Annotated in this window: 18 protein-coding genes and 1 pseudogene; 9 read left to right on the top strand and 10 right to left on the bottom strand. The window is 67.8% G+C overall.

Features of this window, described 5'->3' with window-relative positions; all coding sequences use genetic code 11:
• A pseudogene (locus G3N98_RS32135) lies at window positions 1-676 on the top strand (3-deoxy-D-arabino-heptulosonate 7-phosphate synthase); the annotation flags it as partial.
• A gap of 45 nt (window positions 677-721) precedes the next feature.
• On the opposite strand, the gene G3N98_RS32130 reads toward G3N98_RS32135, so the two are convergent.
• The 3 genes from G3N98_RS32130 to G3N98_RS32120 form a co-directional block, all read right to left on the bottom strand.
• Window positions 722-1774: an AraC family transcriptional regulator gene (locus G3N98_RS32130; RefSeq protein ID WP_089476021.1), complete on the bottom strand. Its 1053-nt coding sequence runs from the start codon at window positions 1772-1774 to the stop codon at window positions 722-724.
• Between the two features lie 148 nt (window positions 1775-1922).
• On the bottom strand, window positions 1923-2258 hold the full coding sequence (locus tag G3N98_RS32125) for a hypothetical protein (protein WP_069249419.1): 336 nt from the start codon (window positions 2256-2258) through the stop codon (window positions 1923-1925).
• Between the two features lie 32 nt (window positions 2259-2290).
• Window positions 2291-3811: a hypothetical protein gene (locus tag G3N98_RS32120; protein WP_206150448.1), complete on the bottom strand. Its 1521-nt coding sequence runs from the start codon at window positions 3809-3811 to the stop codon at window positions 2291-2293.
• 452 nt (window positions 3812-4263) lie between these two features.
• Between G3N98_RS32120 and G3N98_RS32115 the strand changes: the two genes are divergently transcribed.
• Both G3N98_RS32115 and G3N98_RS32110 read left to right on the top strand, forming a co-directional pair.
• Window positions 4264-6432, top strand: a complete 2169-nt coding sequence (locus G3N98_RS32115; RefSeq protein WP_206150447.1) for a hypothetical protein — start codon at window positions 4264-4266, stop codon at window positions 6430-6432.
• 16 nt (window positions 6433-6448) lie between these two features.
• The gene (locus G3N98_RS32110) at window positions 6449-7156 is read left to right on the top strand and encodes a DUF3142 domain-containing protein (protein ID WP_206150450.1); all 708 of its coding nucleotides are present in this window, start codon (window positions 6449-6451) and stop codon (window positions 7154-7156) included.
• 43 nt (window positions 7157-7199) lie between these two features.
• On the opposite strand, the gene G3N98_RS32105 is transcribed toward G3N98_RS32110, so the two are convergent.
• Window positions 7200-7574, bottom strand: coding sequence for a gamma-glutamylcyclotransferase family protein (locus tag G3N98_RS32105; RefSeq protein ID WP_206150446.1), 375 nt, complete (start codon window positions 7572-7574; stop codon window positions 7200-7202).
• Window positions 7575-7632: 58 nt separating this feature from the next.
• Window positions 7633-8283, bottom strand: coding sequence for a LysE family translocator (locus G3N98_RS32100; RefSeq protein WP_206150445.1), 651 nt, complete (start codon window positions 8281-8283; stop codon window positions 7633-7635).
• Between the two features lie 165 nt (window positions 8284-8448).
• On the opposite strand from G3N98_RS32100, the gene G3N98_RS32095 reads away from it, so the two are divergent.
• A complete protein-coding gene (locus G3N98_RS32095) occupies window positions 8449-9369 on the top strand; it encodes a LysR substrate-binding domain-containing protein (RefSeq protein WP_089429546.1) in 921 nt (306 codons plus the stop codon).
• Window positions 9370-9510: 141 nt separating this feature from the next.
• On the opposite strand, the gene G3N98_RS32090 is transcribed toward G3N98_RS32095, so the two are convergent.
• Together G3N98_RS32090 and G3N98_RS32085 are read right to left on the bottom strand one after the other, a co-directional pair.
• Window positions 9511-10347: an alpha/beta hydrolase gene (locus G3N98_RS32090; RefSeq protein WP_089429545.1), complete on the bottom strand. Its 837-nt coding sequence runs from the start codon at window positions 10345-10347 to the stop codon at window positions 9511-9513.
• Between the two features lie 156 nt (window positions 10348-10503).
• Window positions 10504-11334: an oxidoreductase gene (locus tag G3N98_RS32085; protein WP_206150444.1), complete on the bottom strand. Its 831-nt coding sequence runs from the start codon at window positions 11332-11334 to the stop codon at window positions 10504-10506.
• 94 nt (window positions 11335-11428) lie between these two features.
• Here G3N98_RS32085 and G3N98_RS32080 point away from each other — a divergent pair, with 94 nt between their 5' ends.
• Window positions 11429-12400 (top strand): AraC family transcriptional regulator, encoded by a 972-nt coding sequence (locus G3N98_RS32080; RefSeq protein ID WP_206150443.1) that lies wholly within the window; start codon window positions 11429-11431, stop codon window positions 12398-12400.
• 42 nt (window positions 12401-12442) lie between these two features.
• On the opposite strand, the gene G3N98_RS32075 is transcribed toward G3N98_RS32080, so the two are convergent.
• The gene (locus G3N98_RS32075) at window positions 12443-13189 is read right to left on the bottom strand and encodes a CoA pyrophosphatase (protein WP_241026178.1); all 747 of its coding nucleotides are present in this window, start codon (window positions 13187-13189) and stop codon (window positions 12443-12445) included.
• A gap of 156 nt (window positions 13190-13345) precedes the next feature.
• Between G3N98_RS32075 and G3N98_RS32070 the strand changes: the two genes are divergently transcribed.
• The gene (locus tag G3N98_RS32070; RefSeq protein WP_206150442.1) at window positions 13346-14203 is read left to right on the top strand and encodes a PhzF family phenazine biosynthesis protein; all 858 of its coding nucleotides are present in this window, start codon (window positions 13346-13348) and stop codon (window positions 14201-14203) included.
• A 27-nt stretch (window positions 14204-14230) separates the two neighbouring features.
• Here the strand turns inward: G3N98_RS32070 and G3N98_RS32065 are convergent, their stop codons facing one another.
• The gene (locus G3N98_RS32065) at window positions 14231-15394 is read right to left on the bottom strand and encodes an aldose epimerase family protein (RefSeq protein WP_206150441.1); all 1164 of its coding nucleotides are present in this window, start codon (window positions 15392-15394) and stop codon (window positions 14231-14233) included.
• 106 nt (window positions 15395-15500) lie between these two features.
• Here G3N98_RS32065 and G3N98_RS32060 point away from each other — a divergent pair, with 106 nt between their 5' ends.
• Window positions 15501-16178 carry a hypothetical protein gene (locus G3N98_RS32060; protein ID WP_206150440.1) on the top strand — a complete coding sequence of 226 codons (678 nt, stop codon included), beginning with the start codon at window positions 15501-15503 and terminating at the stop codon, window positions 16176-16178.
• A gap of 186 nt (window positions 16179-16364) precedes the next feature.
• Here the strand turns inward: G3N98_RS32060 and G3N98_RS32055 are convergent, their stop codons facing one another.
• Window positions 16365-16682 (bottom strand): AraC family transcriptional regulator, encoded by a 318-nt coding sequence (locus G3N98_RS32055; protein ID WP_241026177.1) that lies wholly within the window; start codon window positions 16680-16682, stop codon window positions 16365-16367.
• On the opposite strand from G3N98_RS32055, the gene G3N98_RS32050 reads away from it, so the two are divergent.
• Window positions 16681-16986 carry a hypothetical protein gene (locus tag G3N98_RS32050; RefSeq protein ID WP_241026176.1) on the top strand — a complete coding sequence of 102 codons (306 nt, stop codon included), beginning with the start codon at window positions 16681-16683 and terminating at the stop codon, window positions 16984-16986. The genes G3N98_RS32055 and G3N98_RS32050 overlap by 2 nt on opposite strands.
• Before the next feature lie 74 nt (window positions 16987-17060).
• A partial coding sequence (locus G3N98_RS32045; protein ID WP_241026180.1) for an FAD-dependent monooxygenase occupies window positions 17061-17738 on the top strand: 678 nt, incomplete at its 3' end.

Raw genomic sequence — 17738 nt, 5'->3', positions numbered from 1 at the left:
GCGCTGCCCGAAGTGCTCGACGCGAAGGCCGACGCGTTGCGCTGGCTCGGCGAGCATGTCGATGCGCGTGCCGTCATCGATTCCGGGCCGCCACGATCGCGCGAAAACCGAATGGGACGCGATCCTGCTCGAACGCCCGCGCGGCGATGACCCGGCGCCCGTGTGGAACGTGCGCTTCCTCGTCGAAGCGAAAGCATCCGCGGATGCCGCGACGACCGATCTGCCGCGGCTGCTGCGCGGCCTGAACCTGCTCGCGCAGGCCGACCCGGACACGCTCTATGCGTTCGAGACGCACCAGGGCACGGTGCGCGTGCACGGCGCGTCGCTGCGCGCACTGACGACCGATGAAGCGACGCTGCCACGCGAAGTGCTCTATTGCTGCGATGCGTCCGCCGACACGACGCCGCGCCTGCTGGGCGCCGCCAGCCGAATGCAGTTGCTGTCGGCACAGGCGAGCCTCGAATACGCGAGCGCGCTCGCGCAGCGGCCGGATGCCGATCCGGACGGCCTCGGTGTGGTCTGGCACGCGCTGCTGACGCTGCCGCAATGGCACGCGGTGCTGCACCAGTACCCGTCGTTGCGGCAGGTCCGCGAGCTGATGGTGGCGATCGACGACTTGCGGGCCGCGATCGACGATGTCGATGAAGGCGGTGTGGCGAGCAGCGCGTACGCGTGACGCACGACACGAACCGCCGTGCGGCGGCCGGTGTGCCCCGCCCGCTCAGTTGGTGAGTACGCCGAACGGCAACGTCCATCCTGTCAGGCGGCCGCCGTCCGCCCATCGATCCTCGGCCGCATCGCATGGCAGCAGCACCGGCGCGGTCGCGCATTCGAGCGTTTCCTTCGGCGTGTGGCCGAACTCCGCCTTGAACAGCCGGTGGAAATACTTCTCGTCGGGAAAGCCGTGCGCCCACGCGATTTCCGCGATGCGCCGATGCCGGCGCTGCGGGTCGCCCAGCACGTGGTACGCATGGCGCAGCCGCCGGCGCGTGATCTGCCGCATCACGCCGCCGTCTTCCTTGAACAGCTGGTAGAGCCGCGCTCTCGACACGCCGATGTCGCGGCAGATCCGGTCGGGATCGAGGTCGGGCTCCAGCAGATGCACGTCGATGTAGCGCCGGATCCGCTCGGCCAGCGCCCCGTCGATCGGGCCGCGTGCGTCGTGCAGCGCCTGCGTGGTGGGTGAAATGGCCGCGGCCAGCAGCAGCAACATCGATTGCACGATGCTCGGGATCTCGTGCGTGCGCAGAGTCGGCAGGTTGCGGAACAGCGACAGCATGTGGTCGCCCAGCAGCCGCCCCACGCCGCTCGTCAGCGTCTGGCCGTGCGCCTGTGCGGCATGGCTCGGCAGCAGGTACCTCGGCACGACCAGGCTGATCACGTCGCCGGCCTCGACCCGGCAGTCGTTGACCTGCGCGACGTCGTAGACGAACACGTCGCCGGCGCGCTTGACCAGTTCGGGCCCGCCGGTGTAGCTGGCCAGCCGCCCGCCGAGCAACAATGTGAAGCGGATCGAATCCTGGCCGTCGAGCCGGATTCGCCGTGTGGTGCGATTGACCCGATAGGCCGGTGCGCGCGACCGCCATTGCCGGCCCGACAGGATCAGCGGGCCGAGCGCCGCGCCGCTCGCTTCCGCGTCGAACGCGCCGTGGCCGCCGTCGTCATCCAGACGGTAGTCGCACAGCATGTCCTTGACCCAGACGTGGAACCGGTCCTGTTCGGGGTAGTCGATCGTGCGAAACTTGAAAACAGGGACGAATGCCGCTTGATCCATGACAGTTTTTTTATCGAGCCGACACGGGAGGATAGATCGGTTCGTCGATTATCGGACCAAATTGCGCCGGCGCAAGGCCGGCGCGGCATGTCGTCCACACAAGCGGCCGACCGGCGCCCTGCGACGGGCGCCGTCGATCTCGCGGCCATCAGCGTTGCGGATGGCATTCCCAGTTGTTGTACGTCGGCCGATCGATCGGCGTGAGCCCCGGAATCATGAACACCGTACAGCCGAAACGCCGCCCCTTGCCGGTCGTCGCGTCGTAACCCACCTTCTGGCCACCCAGCCCGTCCTTCTTCCCGTACTGCACGTTGGCGATCGTGATTTCGTCCGACGACGCGAGGCCGAGCGTCTTCGCGGTCGACGTCTGCACGTCGACCATGTTCATCTGCGTCGAACCGCACGCGGACAACACGAGGCCGGCGGCCGCCGCGCCCAGCGCGGTCCGCAAGGTGACAACGGTGCACTGCAAGACTTGCTTCATGGCTTCTCCTTCGAATGCCCGACGCGACACGATTACGAGCCCGGCGTATAAAAACTGGACTGGATCTGGCTGCCGATGTTCGCGGCAAACCCCTGCCAGACGAGCGCCATCGCCCCCGCCGCGTTGACGGCCAGCGCCGGCCACGTTCCATCCTGCGGATCCGCCGTCGACGTGCTCCACGCGCCGTTCCGGTAGCCGGCCACGAGGAGGACCGACGCGTTCGGCGTGCCCGTGTCCTCCCAGGCGACCGTCACGTTGCCGGCCGCGTCGATCACCAGCGGGGGGTACTGGAGCGCCGCCCCGTTCAGGTGTTCCGTCAGCTTCTGCAGCGGCCCCCAGTTTCCGCTGGCGTCCGACACGCTCGCCTGCAGCACCGCGCCGCCTTCGGCCCACATCGCGGCGGCCACGCCGTTTTCGTTGACGGTCAGCATCGGCGTCGCGATGAAGCCCGTGGGCACCACGATCGCCGGGGCGACCGGCTGGGCGGGCTGCCATCCGGTTCCGGACACGTAGCGCTGCGACATCGTGGCGTTGTAGAGCTTGCCGCCCGTCACGTCGAGTTGCCCCCAGACCAGCGTGATGTTGCCCTTCGCGTCCATGCCGGCGACCGGCGAGATGATCGTCGTGAACAGGCTCGAGTTCGAGACGACCGGGTTGACGTTGGTCCAGCCGTTGGTCGCGTCGTACGTGGCCGTCCACAGCGCCGATTTCGTATGGTTGGTCTGCCGCCACGCGAGCACCGCCCGGCCGGACGACAGGACCGACAGCATCGGCCGCACGTTGTCGGTGTCGCCGGTCACGGCGTCCGGGCCGCTCTGCACCGGCATCTGGACCAGCGCCGTCGGCGACCACTGCCCGGCCTGCGTATAGCGCGTCCACGCGATGCGCGTATCGAGCAGGCTGATCGACTGCGTCCAGGTGACGAGCGCGTTGCCCTGGCTGTCCATGCCGGCCGAATAGGACGACCCGGCCATGTCCGGCGCCACCGTGACCGGCGTGCCCCAGCCGCTACCCGGACTGTACGGGCGCGCCCACAACGCGTACGTGTTGGCGCCCGGCGTCCATTCGGTCCAGAACGCGACCGCCTGCCCGCTCGCATTGCCGACCAGTTTCGGCTGCACGCCGGTCAGCGTGTTCATCGCATGCGAACCGTCGCCCGTGTCGAGCCGCGTCGCGCTGCCCCAGCCCGAGCCCGCCACACGGCGCGCGCCCCACATTTCGTTGCCGTTCGTGCCGGCCGGGCCATTGGTCATCCAGGTGGCGAGCGCGTTGCCGCTCGCGTCGATGGTCACGCTGGGCTGGCCTTCCGGCCCGTTGCCGTCCACGGCGGCAGCCTTCGACCAGCCGGCCTGCGGTTGCGTCGTCCCGCCGCCGCCCGTCGGCCCGCCGTTCGAGCCGCCGTTCGAGCCGCCACCGGGCGACGTCGGGCCGGAAGGTGAACCGGGCGTGTTCGGCGACGACGACGACGCGCCGCCGTTCGTGGCGACATCGTCGCCGCCGCAGGCGGACAGCGCGAGCGCGACTGCCATGACCATCCATGTAATGGGTTTCATCGGAATCCTCTTATTTTCGTGTGCCGGCGCACTCTCGTCTGCCGTTCGCCTCACGATGCCTCGCATCGATCGGCCTATTGATAAGCAATACTATTGAACAGGCATGGAAACCGGCGTCCGCTCGCCCTCAATCATGATCGACCCCGTCGTGCGGATCGATGCGAACGCCGCTTCCGGCGGACCGCCCCCGTCAGGCAGCGACGACGACGGGTTGTCTATCGTCGGATGTCCGTCACTGCCGGCTGCATCTTAATTCAGGCGGTCCGGATTCAAGGTGGCGTTGCGTCTACAGTGAGTGGACTTCCATTTCGCCGGCCCGCATTCGATGCGGCTGCCGGCCGGCCTGCGCGCGCTCGCGGCCGAAGCGACCGGTGCGGTACGATACGCGCCGGGGCGAAACGCCTCACCTGAGAGACCCGGCCGCTGCGGCCCCACACCCGGCACAAGAAGAAATGCCTAAAAGCCCATTGCTGCACCGACACCTGTTCGCCGCGCTGGCGGCCAGCCTGTTCTGGATTCCTGTTGCCCATGCCAGCGGCGACGACGGCTGCTATGCGCCGACCACGCTCCGGCCAAACACCTACTCCTGCGCCAACGTGCCGATGCTGAGCCCCGCCAACGACACGCGCATCAACGCGATGCTGATGATGGTCGACAGCGCCAAGGTCGCGCAGGCGTTTCCGGACCCGAAGACGATCCCGGCGAAGGACCGGATCAACCAGATCATCGTGCCGTTCCCGATGGACTTCTCCGGATGGATCTACATCGGGCAGAAGGAGCCCGACAAGACCGGCAGCGCAACGGATGCCGAAGCGCCGTCGAACCAGTACGCCGACGGCGAAGGCAGCATCTGCCGCAGCATGGCCTCGGGCGCCGATGCGTTCAACGACGCACTGGGCGGTGCCGGCGGCCTCCCCGCCGACGAAGCCTCACGGCTGCGCGCGGCGCGCGCCGACATCGCGCAGAAGACCTGCGCCGCCGGCGGCGCGAGTGCCGCGTGGACCAAACCGCCGGTCAAGTCGCCGCTCGGCCAGCAGTTCGCCGCGTACCTCGACGGCACGAATGCGTTCTACCGCGCCGACTTCCTCACCGCGACCCGGGCCTTCGCGAGCGCGTCACACAGCGCGAACCCGTGGCTGAAGGAAACCGGGCTCTACATGGCCGGGCGCGCGCAGCTGAACGCCGCGCAGGCCAACGTGTTCGACCACGACAGCCCGACGCCGACGCGCGGCCGCGTGACGAAGGTGTCGCTCGACGCAGCGAACACGGTGTTTCGCACTTACCTGAAGGTGTACCCGCAGGGGCGCTATGCGACCTCTGCAAACGGGCTGTTGCGGCGTGTCGCGTGGCTTGGCGGCAACGTCACGCAGCAGGCCGACCTGTACGGCCACGCGCTCGCGCGCTGGTCGCCGGCGACGTCGAACGTGCCGCTGATCCAGCTCGCGAACGAACTCGACAGCAAGCTGCTGTTCGGGTCTGAATTCGACGCGAGCCAGATCCAGTCACCGACCGTGCTCGCGACCGTCGACCTGCTGCGCATGCGCACGTCGGACAGCAGCGATTCGAGCCGCAAGCCGCTGACGCTGGACGACCTGCAGGCGCAGAAGCCGCGCTTCGCGAACGCGCCCGCACTGTACGACTACCTGCTCGCGACCTGGTACGTCCAGATCGGGCACAAGCCGGACGCCGCGCTCGCGTTGCTGCCGCAGACGCCCGCGGAGCCGCTCGACTACTTCGGCCTGAGCCAGCAGGCGCTGCGCGGGTTCGCGCTGGAGGATAGCGGCCAGTCCGACAAGGCGCGCCAGCTGTGGCGCGACCTGATCCCGCTCGCGACGTTCCGCTTCCAGCGCGAGGCGCTGGAACTCGCGCTCGCGATCAACCTGGAGCAGGCCGGGCTCGTCAACGACGCGTTCGCCGACGATTCGCCCGTGCAGAACGCCGCGATCCGCGCCGTGCTGCTGCAACGCTCGGCCAATGCGGACCTGCTGCGCGCCCAGGCGCAGAACCAGGCGACCGGCGGCGCGCTGCGCGACACCGCGCTGACCACGCTGCTGTACAAGGAGCTCACGCGTTCGCACTACGCCGAGTTCATCGCCGATGCCGCGCTGGTGTCAGGCAAGCCGGCCGATCCGCTGAAGCCGTTCATCGCGGCCGGCGCCAGGAACGAAGACGGTTATACGTGCCCGTCCGCGCACGACATCGCCACGCTGCTCCAGCAGAATCCCGCCGATGCGAAAGGGCTGAACTGTCTCGCCGATTTCGTGCGCCTGCACCCGCCCGCGGCCGGCCTCGAAAACGATCCGGTGCCGCTGTGGATGCGCAACGCGTCGACGACGGCCGCCACGCGCATCCCGCCGACGCTCGGCGCCGCGCCATCGCAGTTCGCGGGCAAGCCGTTCGAGCGGATGTCGAGCTACGTGACGGTGATGGCCGATGCGCAGGCGAACCCGAACGACCGCGCCTACGCGTACTACCGTGCGATCAAGTGCTATGCACCGGGCGGCTCCAACGAATGCGGCGGCAAGGACGTGCCGAAGAACGTGCGCAAGCGCTGGTTCGATACGCTGAAGGCCAGCTACGCGGGCAGCCCGTGGGCGCAGAAGCTTCGCTACTACTGGTAAGCGCCGCGTGACGCGCATCGCATGCCTGGCGTGCCTCGCACTGCTGCTGGCCGGACGCATCGCGCTGGCCGGCACCGTCGACGCCGCGCGGTACGACGCGTTCTGGCTGTGGGCAGGCGTGAAGCCGCAGGCGGTCGTGTACGGCGCACGTGCCGTCTACGTGCTGCAAGGGCAGATCGAGGCGTCGCCACGGGACGAGTCGCAGGTTCGCGTGATCGCGCAGGGCGTCGCGCTGCCGCCCGCGCCGCAGGCGCACGTGTGGCTCGTCTATCGCGCGCATACGCTGCGCTGGACGCCGCGCGTCACGCAGATCATGCTCGCGCAGCTCACGCGCTGGCGCGCGTCGGGCCGCACGATCACCGGCATCCAGATCGACTTCGATGCGCGCACGCGCCACCTGCAGGATTACCTCGAATTCCTGCGGGCGCTGCGCGACACGCTGCCCGCCGATTGCCGGCTGAGCATCACCGGGCTGCTCGACTGGAGCAGCCGCATCGATACCGACCAGGTGAACCAGCTCAGGGGGATCGTCGACGAGGTGGTCGTGCAGACCTACCAGGGCCGCCGCACGATCCCCGACTATGCGGACTACCTGCCGCGCGTCGCGCGGCTGCAGTTGCCGTTTCGCATCGGCATCATCCAGGGCGGCGAATGGGACGCGCCGCCGTACCTCGCGACGAATCCGTGGTTCCGCGGCTACGTCGTGTTCCTGCGCAACGACTAGCAGGCGAAGGCGCGACAGCCACGCGCCTGTCCGCGCGCCGGATTCAGGCCGGTCGCGGCGAAGTCGCGTCCACGTACACCCAAGCGGCGACGCCCGATTCGAGCACCACGCGATCGCGGCGATACGCGTCGACTTCGTAGTCGTCCGCGTGCTGCAGTTCTTTCGGCGTGATCGCGAACACGGTGCCGGTGACACGATCACCGGACCGGCCGGTATAAGCCACCACCGGATGATGCGTCTTCCCGCTCGTCGCCACCACTTCCGGATCGTCGATCTTCAGCATCGTCATCGCGTAGCCGGGCATCGCATCCTCGCGACCGTCGAGCTTGCGGCCGAAGGTCGCGAGCTGCACGGGTTCGAGTTGCAGCGTGCCATAGGAAAAGAGGTGTTCGGAGAAAGTCGGAGGGGTGCTGGACATGATCGAACTCGGTCAAGGAGTGGGAGCGAACGAAGCGTAATGCAGATCGACGGCGGCCTTACGCGGTGCCCGCGATAGTGCTGCCGAGCCCGGCGAGCGCAATCACGAGCAGCGCGCCCGCCGACGACGCCGTGATCCAGCGCTGCTTGCGATGAATCAGCGGATGGTTGATCGCGGCCATGTAGCTGGTCAAGATCGTGAAATCGACCGCGATCCACAGTGCGGCCAGGATGGCCAGGCTCACGCGCGAATCCGGCGTGATGCCGACGAACTGCGGAAAGAACGCGACGAAGAACAGCAGGTCCTTCGGATTCGCGATGCCGACGAGAAAGCCGCGCACGACGCCCGGCAAGCCGCGCGCCTGCGACGCCGGTTCGCCTTCCCGCGCGTCGTTGCCGTTACGCGTGCGGCCGGCGCGCCATTCGCCGAGCAGCGTCCGGACGGCCAGCACCGCGATGAACACGCAACCGGCCACATGCAACCCGGTCAACAGACGCTCGCTGACGAGCACGACGCCGAACACCATCAGCATCGCCCCCGCGATCATCACGAGGCTTGCGGCATTCGCGCCCACCGCGGTCAGCATCCCCTGGCGGAAGCCGCGCCGCGCGACGGTGCCGACCACGAGCATGACGACCGGGCCGGGTGTCGCGATGAGCAGCACGATCGCGGCGAGATAGGCGAACAGCAGCGGGTAATGAAGTGCCATGACAAAAAGTTGTGGGGTGAATGGACGCGCGTGCCCGCCACGGTGGCATCATCGTGCTTCAGCGCACCGGATTGCACGGTTTTCTGAAGTATTGCGTACCCGGCCTGCTGTTGAAAAACGGAAAATCCTGCCGGATGACATGAGTTTTATTCCTGCTCTAAACCCATGAAGGCCAAACCGCTCCCGCCTGTCTACGCGCTGCGCGCGTTCGAAAGCGCCGCGCGCACCGGTTCGTTTACGCTGGCCGCCGAGGAGCTGAGCCTCACGCAAAGCGCGGTGAGCAAGCACGTGCGGACGCTCGAGGCGTACTTCGGGAGGAAGCTGTTCGTCCGGCACGGCCCGAAAATGACCGTGACGGCGGAAGCGCACATCTTCGCGTCGGGCCTGCGGCGCGGCTTCCGGCAGATCGAGGAAGCCTGCGTGCTGTTCCAGTCGCAACGCGACGTGCTGCGGCTCAAGGCGCCGTCCACGCTCACGATGCGCTGGCTGCTCGACGCCCTGGCCGCGTTTCGCGCCACGCGGCCCGCGTTCGAGGTGCAGATCGCGAGCGTGTGGATGGACGTCGATACCGTCGATTTCTTCAGCGAATCCTACGATTGCGCGATCCTGCTCGGCGCGGGCAAGTTCGGCGAGGCCACGCAGTGCGTGAAGCTGTTCGACGAATGGTTGATTCCGGTGTGCTCGCGGGCGACCGCGACGGTCGCACGCACGAATCCGGCGGCGTGCGAGCTGATCCACCCGTCGCCCGACCGGCGCGACTGGCGCCGCTGGCTCAAGGGCAGCGGCCATGATCTCGAGGTGGACATCACGCGCGGGCAGGTGTTCGACATGCTCGAACAGGGGATCGCGGCGGCGATTGCCGGCCACGGCATTTCGATCGGCGATCTCGCGCTGTGCGCGACGGCCATCGACGAGAAGCAGCTCGTGCTGCCGTTCAAGACCGCCGTCAATACGGGGGACGCGTACTACCTCGTGTGGCCGGACGATTCAGCCAAGGCCGCGCAGGTGCGCGAACTGCTCGCGTTTCTGGAAAGCCGGCTGCCGCGCCTGACGTTTCCGGGCATCCGCTTCAACGGCCCGGGCTAGGGCCTGTTCACGCTAATAACGGGCCCTAAACCGCAGCGGCCGGTGATCCGGCCGCGCGGCCGGCAGCGCGACGGGCACGACTGCGCGCCGCCGGCCCGCAATGGCAGCGCAGCCCGCCGAAGCGGGCCTGCGCTCACACTGTTACGCCTGCACGAAAGCCAGCAGGTCGGCGTTGAGGACGTCCGCGTTGATCGTCAGCATCCCGTGCGAGTAGCCCGGGTACGTCTTCAGCGTGCCGTTCTTCAGCAGCTTGATCGACTTCAGCGCGGCATCCGCGATCGGCACGATCTGGTCGTCTTCGCCATGCAGCACGAGCGTCGGGACGGAGATCGACTTCAGGTCTTCCGTCTGGTCCGTTTCCGAAAACGCCTTGATGCCTTCGTAATGCGCCTTCGCGCTGCCTTCCATCCCCTGTCGCCACCAGTTGCGGATCACGCCCTGATGCACGGTTGCACCTTCGCGGTTGAACCCGTAGAACGGGCCGCTCGGCACATCGAGGAAAAACTGCGCGCGATTGTCGGCGAGCGCCTTGCGGAAGCCGTCGAACACCTCGATCGGCAAGCCTTCCGGGTTCGATGCGGTTTTCACCATCAGCGGCGGCACCGCGCTGACCAGCACCGCCTTCGCGACGCGGCCGGCCGGCTCGCCGTGCTTCGCGACGTAGCGCGCCACTTCGCCGCCGCCGGTCGAGTGGCCGATGTGCACCGCATTGCGCAGGTCGAGCGCCTCGACGACCGCGAACGCGTCCGCCGCGTAATGATCCATGTCGTGGCCGTCCGACACCTGCGCCGACCGGCCGTGGCCGCGCCGGTCGTGCGCCACCACCCGATAGCCCTTCTGGACGAAGAAGAGCATCTGCGCGTCCCAGTCGTCCGCGGACAACGGCCAGCCATGATGGAAGACGATGGGCTGCGCGTCCTTCGGGCCCCAGTCCTTGTAAAAGATCTCGACGTGATCCTTCGTTGTGACGTATGGCATCGCGATGACTCCTGTGAGGTGGATGAACGGCGCACTGGCCGGCAGCCATTATCGGACAGGTTTGTTAAACGAGGATGCCAAGTTGCGAATGACCGGCGACGATGTCGACAACGCGGACGAACCCGCTACGGGCGAACGATCGTGCGGCACGGCACGTCAACCGTCCGTCGACACCGTCACGGCCTCCCACGCGCGGATTTCCGCGTCCAGCGCCGCCAGCTTGCCGCGTACCAGCCGCAGCGCGTCGCTGCCGAGCAGCAGGTGCGCGGGCGGGTGGTCCGCCGCGATCGCCGCGAGCATCGCCCGCGCGGCCTTCGCGGGATCGCCCAGCTGCTTGCCGCTCTTCTCTTCGCGCGCCTGGCGGATCGGGTCGAACAGCGCGTCGTAGTCGGCGATCGAGCGCGGCGTGCGCGCCATCGAGCGGCCGGCCCAGTCGGTGCGGAACGAACCCGGCGCCACGGCCGTCACCACGATGCCGAACGGCGCCAGCTCCTTGCCGACGGTTTCGGTAATACCTTCCAGCGCGAACTTGCTGCCGCAGTAGTACGCGATGCCCGGCATCGTGATGTGGCCGCCCATCGACGTGATGTTCAGGATGTGGCCACGCCGCCGTTCGCGCATGTAAGGGATGACCGCCTTCATCATCGCGACCGCGCCGAACACGTTCACGTCGAACTGCCGGCGCATCTCCGCGAGCGGCGCCTCTTCCATGATCCCTTCGTGCCCGTAGCCGGCGTTGTTCACCAGGACGTCGACGGGCCCGACGTTCGCCTCGATGTCCGCCACGACGCCGTCGATGCGGTCGAAGTCGGTCACGTCGAGCACCCGCGCGAACGCCTGCGCGGACAGCGCGTCGAAATCCTGCGCCGCCTGCGCGCTTCGCACGGTGCCGACCACCGTGTAACCCGCCGCGAGGGCCTCCTGCGCGAGCGCGCGACCAAAGCCGCTGCTGACGCCGGTAATGAGCATGAGCTTGCCGGATGCCATGTGAGCTTCTCCCGAATGTCGATTGGAGCGTGCATACTAGTCTGACGAGCCACGTCGAATAAGCCCGATTCCGCTGATTTTCTTGCACAAAACTATGAGCGCCGATCCCCGCCCCGCCCGATCCCCGACGCTGCCGCCGCGCGACCGGAAGCGCCTGGTGGCGCTGCTGCGCACGCTGGCGCCCGACGAAGGCTACAACCTGACGGCGCTGCCGAGCGTGCGCATCCTGCGTTCGAACCGCGCGCTGTCGCGCACGCCGGTGCTGTACGACCCGGGCATCGTGATCGTGTGCCAGGGATCGAAGCGCGGCTACTTCGGCGGCGAGCGCTATCTGTACGACGAGCACCACTATCTGGCGGTGTCCGTGCCCGTGCCGTTCAGCATGGAAACCGACGCCACGCCCGAGCACCCGCTGCTCGCGCTGTACCTGCACCTCGATTTCACGCTGGCCGCCGAACTCGCGGCGCAGATCGACCGCGAAGGGACGGCGGAGCCCGTGCAGGCGCCCAGGAGCATGATGTCGACGCCGATGGACGAAGCGATGCACGCATCGGTGCTGCGTTTCGTCGAGGCGATGCACCGGCCGCTCGACGCCGTGGTGCTCGGCCCGGCGCTGCTGCGCGAGCTGTATTTCCGCGTGCTCACCGGCGCGCAGGGCAGCGCGATGCGCAGCGCGCTGGCGATGCGCGGGCAGTTCGGCCGGATCGGCCGGTCACTGCGCGTGATCCATGCCGATTACGCGCAGCCGCTCGACGTGCCGCAACTGGCCGACGAAGCCGGCATGAGCGTGCCGAGCTTTCACAGCCACTTCAAGGCGATCACGCAGGTGTCGCCGATGCAGTACCTGAAGTCGACACGGCTGCATCAGGCGCGCCTGCTGATGGTGCGCGAGGACCTGACGGCGGAGGCGGCCGGCTACGCGGTCGGTTATGCGAGCCCGTCGCAGTTCAGCCGCGAATTCAAGCGCCTGTTCGGCCTGACGCCGGCGAAGGAAACGCAGCGCATGCGCGACAGCTTCGCGATTCCGGAAGCCTTCGAGGATGCGCAATTCGTGTCGTCGCATTGACGTGCATTGACGTGCATCGGCGTGCGACCGTCACGCATGCCGTCAACGCATGGCATCGCGGACCAGACCGGCGAGCGACCTCAGGATGAGCGCCGTCACACCCCAGATGTCCTGCGTCTGCTCCGCCCAGTACCATGCGCCCGTGCGCTCGCCGTCCGTGTATTGCCGCAGCAGATCCGGATTCAGCAGCACGGCGAACGGAAACTCGAAGATCTCCGCGACTTCCGCGGGCGCCGCCTCCCATATCGCCGTTTCCGGCACGATGCCGACCACGGGAAAGATCGCGTGATTGCGTTTTCTGGTTTTGTGGATCGGCAAGCTGCCGGCCACGCGGACCACATCAGGCGCGAGGCGGATTTCCTCGAATGCCTCGCGCAAAGCGGTCGTACCGATATCGCGGTCGGACTCGGCCGGGCGTCCGCCCGGAAAACTCACATGCGACGAGTATTCGCTGAGGTCCGACGCGCGCGTGGTCAGCAGGATCGTCGGCTCGCGCCGCGCGACGATTGGAACCAGCACCGCCGAGAATTTCCACTGCCCATCGTTGTCCGCGAGGATTTGCTTCGCGGTCGGCCAGTCGGTGCCGGCAGGGATGCCGTGCCCTTCCACGCCACGGACGATCGCGTCCAGGAGCGTTTGGGGCCAGCCGGCATTCGCTTGGTCGCCGCCGGTGTCCGGAGCGCTTGCGTCAGATCCCATGTCTTCCCCCTGCACGCTCGAACCTGCACGTTGCGGATAGTCGAGTGATCGAACCGAATCTCCATCGGCAAACCGGAGAACCCCGATCATGCATGAAAAACGGACAGCCCGGATGGCGCCCTTTCATCGCATCTTGCGGGCACAATGACGCACCGCATTGTGACGCGATGTCGCCGCCGCTCTGCCGCAAGCCGCCGACAAACGTGCCCCTCGGTCCGTCGATTGCCGCACCCACACGAGATTCAAATGCCTGCCTACGCCTTCCGCCTGCTGAACGTATTCGCCGAATCGACTTTCGGCGGCAACCCGCTTTGCGTATTCGACGATGCGCGCGGCATGGACGACGTGACCATGCGGGCGCTCGCGGTGCAGTTCAACCTGTCCGAAACGACCTTCGTGCTGCCGTCGGAGCGCGCCCATGCGCGGGTTCGCATCTTCACGCCCGGTTATGAAATGGCCTTTGCGGGCCATCCGACGCTTGGCACCGCGCATGTCGTGCGCGACTTGCTGGGTGCGGGCGACGAGCTCGCACTCGAGTTCAAGGCCGGCGTGGTCGACGTGAGCGCGCACGACGACGTGTGGACGTTCACCGCGCCGCACGCAGGCATGCCGAAGACGGCGCCGTGCGAATTGTCGGACGCCCGGATGGCGACCTTGCTGGGGCTCACGGAAGACGATCTGCTCACGTCGCCGATCTGGGTCGACACCGGCGCCGACCAGTTGCTGGTCGCGCTCAAGGATCCCGCCGCCGTGCGCCGCGCGCAGCCCGACAGCGCCTGCCTCGATATCTGGCCGACCAGCAGCCTCGGCCGCAAGACCGCCTACGTCTTCGCGTTCGATGCCGAGCGTCCGGGGACGGTGGTGTCGCGCTACTTCTTCGTGAAGCAAGGCAGCGTTTCCGAAGACCCGGGCACGGGGTCGGCCTGCGCGAACCTGGGCGGGTGGCTGCTTGCGATGAAGCGCGACCTGCCGGCCGCGTTTCAGGTCGAACAGGGCGACGCCGTCGGCCGGCCTTGCCGGTTGCGGTTGTCGGTCAGCGCGAGCGGCGAAATCGGCGTGGGCGGCCGCGTGATCGAACTCGGGCGCGGCGTGGTCAACCTGTAGCGGAGACGATCCGGGCCGCGCCCCGGCTCATCGTGCCCCCACCCGCCACACCGTCACTTCGTGCAGCGTCTCGCCGGGCTTGAGCACCGTCGTCGGGAATGCCGGATGATTCGGCGAATCGGGAAAATGCTCGGCCTCCAGCGCGAACGCATCGGTTTGCCGATAGACCGTCCCGCCCTTGCCCGCGACGCTGCCGTTCAATCCATTGGCCGTATAGAACTGCAGCCCCGGCTGCGTCGTGTACAACTCGAGGAAGCGCCCCGACGCCGGATCATAGGCGCGCGCGGCAAACGCCGGCGCCGGCTGGCCGCCCTGGTCGAGCACCCAGTTCTGGTCGTACCCATGCGCGATGACGAGCTGCGGATAGGCGTCGCGCAAATGCGCACCGATCGGCGTCAGCTGGCGCAGATCCATCGGCGTACCCGCGACGCTCACCAGTTGCCCGGTCGGAATCGACGTCTCGTCGGTCGGCGTGAAGCGCGAGGCGGCGATCTCGATCAGTTGCCGCTCGACGCTGCCGCCGGCCTGCCCCGCCAGATTGAAATAGCTGTGGTTGGTCAGGTTGACGACCGTGTCCTTGTCGGTCGTCGCGCGATAGTCGATCCGGATCTGGTTGTCGCGCGTCAGCGTGTAGGTCACGTCCGTCGTCAACGTGCCGGGAAAGCCGTTCTCGCCGTCGGGGCTCACGTAGCGCAGCGTGACGCTCGAACCGTTCGCGTCGCTGTGCGTACCGGTGACCGTCCATACCTTCGCGTCGAAACTGCCGGGGCCGCCATGCAGCGTGTTCGGCCCGTCATTGACCGGCAGCGTCCACGTCCGGCCATCGAGCGGGAACCGCCCGCCGGCAATGCGGTTCGCATACCGGCCGATCAGTGCGCCGAAATGGATGTTGCCGTTGTGCGCTTCATAGTCGTGCAGCGAATCGAAGCCGAGCACGATGTCGGCAACGTGGCCGGTTCGATCCGGCACGTCGAGCGCGGTCACGATAGCGCCGTACGTGATGACTTTCAGCGTCACGCCGCGCTGGTTCGCCAGCGTGTACCGGCTCACCGCCTGCCCGGTCGCGGTCGTCCCATAATCCGCGCGGCTGATCGAGACGTCGGGTGCCGCCGAGGCGAGGTCTGCGTACAGCGCGAGCGCCCCGACCGCCCAGATCGCGAGCAGCGGGCAGCGCGGCCAGATTCGTTTCATGGCAACCTCCGATACGGTGCAATCCGTGCGCGTGCGCAAGCGGCATGCCTGCTCGCGGCCACGTTTGCTATGCTGCGCGCATCGCCCGCCCGAGCCGATCGCCGCCATGCACGCCCTCGAACCCGATATCGCGCGCACGCTGCGCGCCGCCTGCGACGCCTGCTTCGGCACGACGGCCGTGTGGCCGCTCGTCGAACGCGCGTACGGCGAGCCGCAGCGCTTCTACCACACGCTCGCCCATCTGGCGGAACTGTTCGCGCACCTCGCGCCGTATCGTGCGGACCCGCTGTGGCCGGCCATCGAGCTCGCCGTGTGGGCGCACGATATCGTCTACGCGACGACGCTGCCGGCGTATGCGGACAACGAAGCGCTCAGCGCGCAATGGCTCGCGCAGGTCACGCACGCGCGTTGCGACGCAGCCTGGTTGCATGCGCATGCATCGCACGTGTCCGTTGCCCGCGACCTGGTGCTGGCGACGAAATCGCACCGGCTGCCTGACGGGTTCGCCGCCGATCCGGAATTGCAGCGCGCCGCGCAAATTTTTCTCGACGCCGATCTCGCGATCCTCGCGGCCGCACCCGACCGGCTGCGCGAGTACGACCGCGCGATCGCGCGCGAGTGGGCGCAGGATCCCGATGCACCGTCGGCAGCCTTCCGCGCCGGCCGCAAGCAGGCGCTCGAACATCTGCGCGCGCAGGCCCCGTTGTTTCGATCGGCGGAATTCGCGCCGCTCGAGCCGCACGCGCAACGCAATCTCGACATGCTGATCGGCTTCTACGCATAAGCACCCTGCGCACACCGCTACAGGCGCGCGCTGATCCGGCCGGCGTGGCGCAAGCCGCGCGCCGCACGTGCGATCGCCGCTACCGCGCCCGCCCCGCACCCGGCCGAATCGAGCCGCGCAGGATGCACACGTTCCGATGCCGGATGACGAAGCGAACCTCGCCTGTCCGGCCCCGCATCACGACGCTCAGGTATGGTCCACGCGCCAGCGGCGAGGGCTGACGCCGGTCAGGCGCGTGAAGGTCCGCGAGAAGTGGCTCTGATCGGCGAAACCGCACGCGTCGGCGATCATGCTCAACGGCAGGCTCGGATTGCGCATCCACTCCTTCGCCCGTTCGATGCGCTGCACGATGAGCCAGCGATGCGGCGGCAGCCCGGTGGTCTGGTGAAACGCCTTCACGAAATAGCTGCGAGACAGCCCGCATGCGCTCGCCACGTCGGCCAGCCCGAGGTTGCCGTCGAGATGCTCGAGCAGGAGCTCCTTCGACCTGCGCGCCCGGCCCATGCGGCGGTTCGGTAGCAAGACTAGGGGACGTGCGCCTGAAAGTCATGGCGGCGAACTGAATTTTTCTGAAGCAACGCCGGCGGCGGAAGCGCAGCGCAACGCGCAAATCGAACGGGGCTGGAGCCTGCACGCGAGCCTCTTCCCTCTCGGGGTGCGCAAGCGGGTATACGGATTGCCGGTGCCCGACGATCTCGACGCCGAAATCGAACGGCAGGTCGACGCGTTCGTGAACGGCACGCCGGCCGCACTGCAACGCGTGGCTTCCCGCTCCTGCGCCGCCCCCGCCAAACGCCGCCGAGGCTGAGCGGCGGCGCACGCGTCACGCTGTCACGCAGGCCGCTTCAGAACGATTCAACCGCTGCGTCCGTTGCTTGCCCTATGCTCGGCCATCATCGGGAGACATCGGATGGAACACGGATCGGGCCGCAAGGCCGTCATCGTCGGCGGGTCGGTCGGCGGCTGTTCGCCGCGACCGCCCTGCGCGCGGCCGGCTGGGACGTCGGCGTATTCGAGCAATCCCCGCACGACCTGGACAGCCGCGGCGGCGGCATCGTGCTGCAGCCGCCGATCGAGCGGGCGTTCGCATTCGGCAACGTACCGCTGCCGCGCGAGGCCGCCGTCGATTCGATCGACCGGATCTACGTCGATGCGCACGACCGCATCGTGCAACGCTTCACGATGCCGCAAACGCAGACCGCATGGAACGTGATCTACACGGCGTTGAAGCGCGCGCTGCCGGCCGGCATCGTCCATACGGGCGACGCGTTCGAGCGATTCGAGCAGGACGGCGAGCGGATCGTCGCGCATTTCGCGAGCGGCCACGCCGAGACGGCCGACCTGCTGATCGGTGCGGACGGCGGCCGCTCGGCGGTGCGAGCACAGTTGATGCCGGACGTGCGGCCGACGTATGCGGGCTATGTCGCATGGCGCGGGCTCGTCGTGTCCGTCACGCGCTTCCGGTGCACCACCGGTTCCGGGTGTGCGGCCGATCCCGCGAACGGGTTGCACAAGATCGTGCGCGCGCACGGCAACACGGCCGAATACGCGCCGTTTCTC

This window comes from Burkholderia sp. Tr-20390, from assembly GCF_017104595.1.
Taxonomy (GTDB): Bacteria; Pseudomonadota; Gammaproteobacteria; order Burkholderiales; family Burkholderiaceae; genus Burkholderia.
Note: the sequence above shows the minus strand (reverse complement) of the source record. Positions and strands in the feature narration are given on the sequence as shown.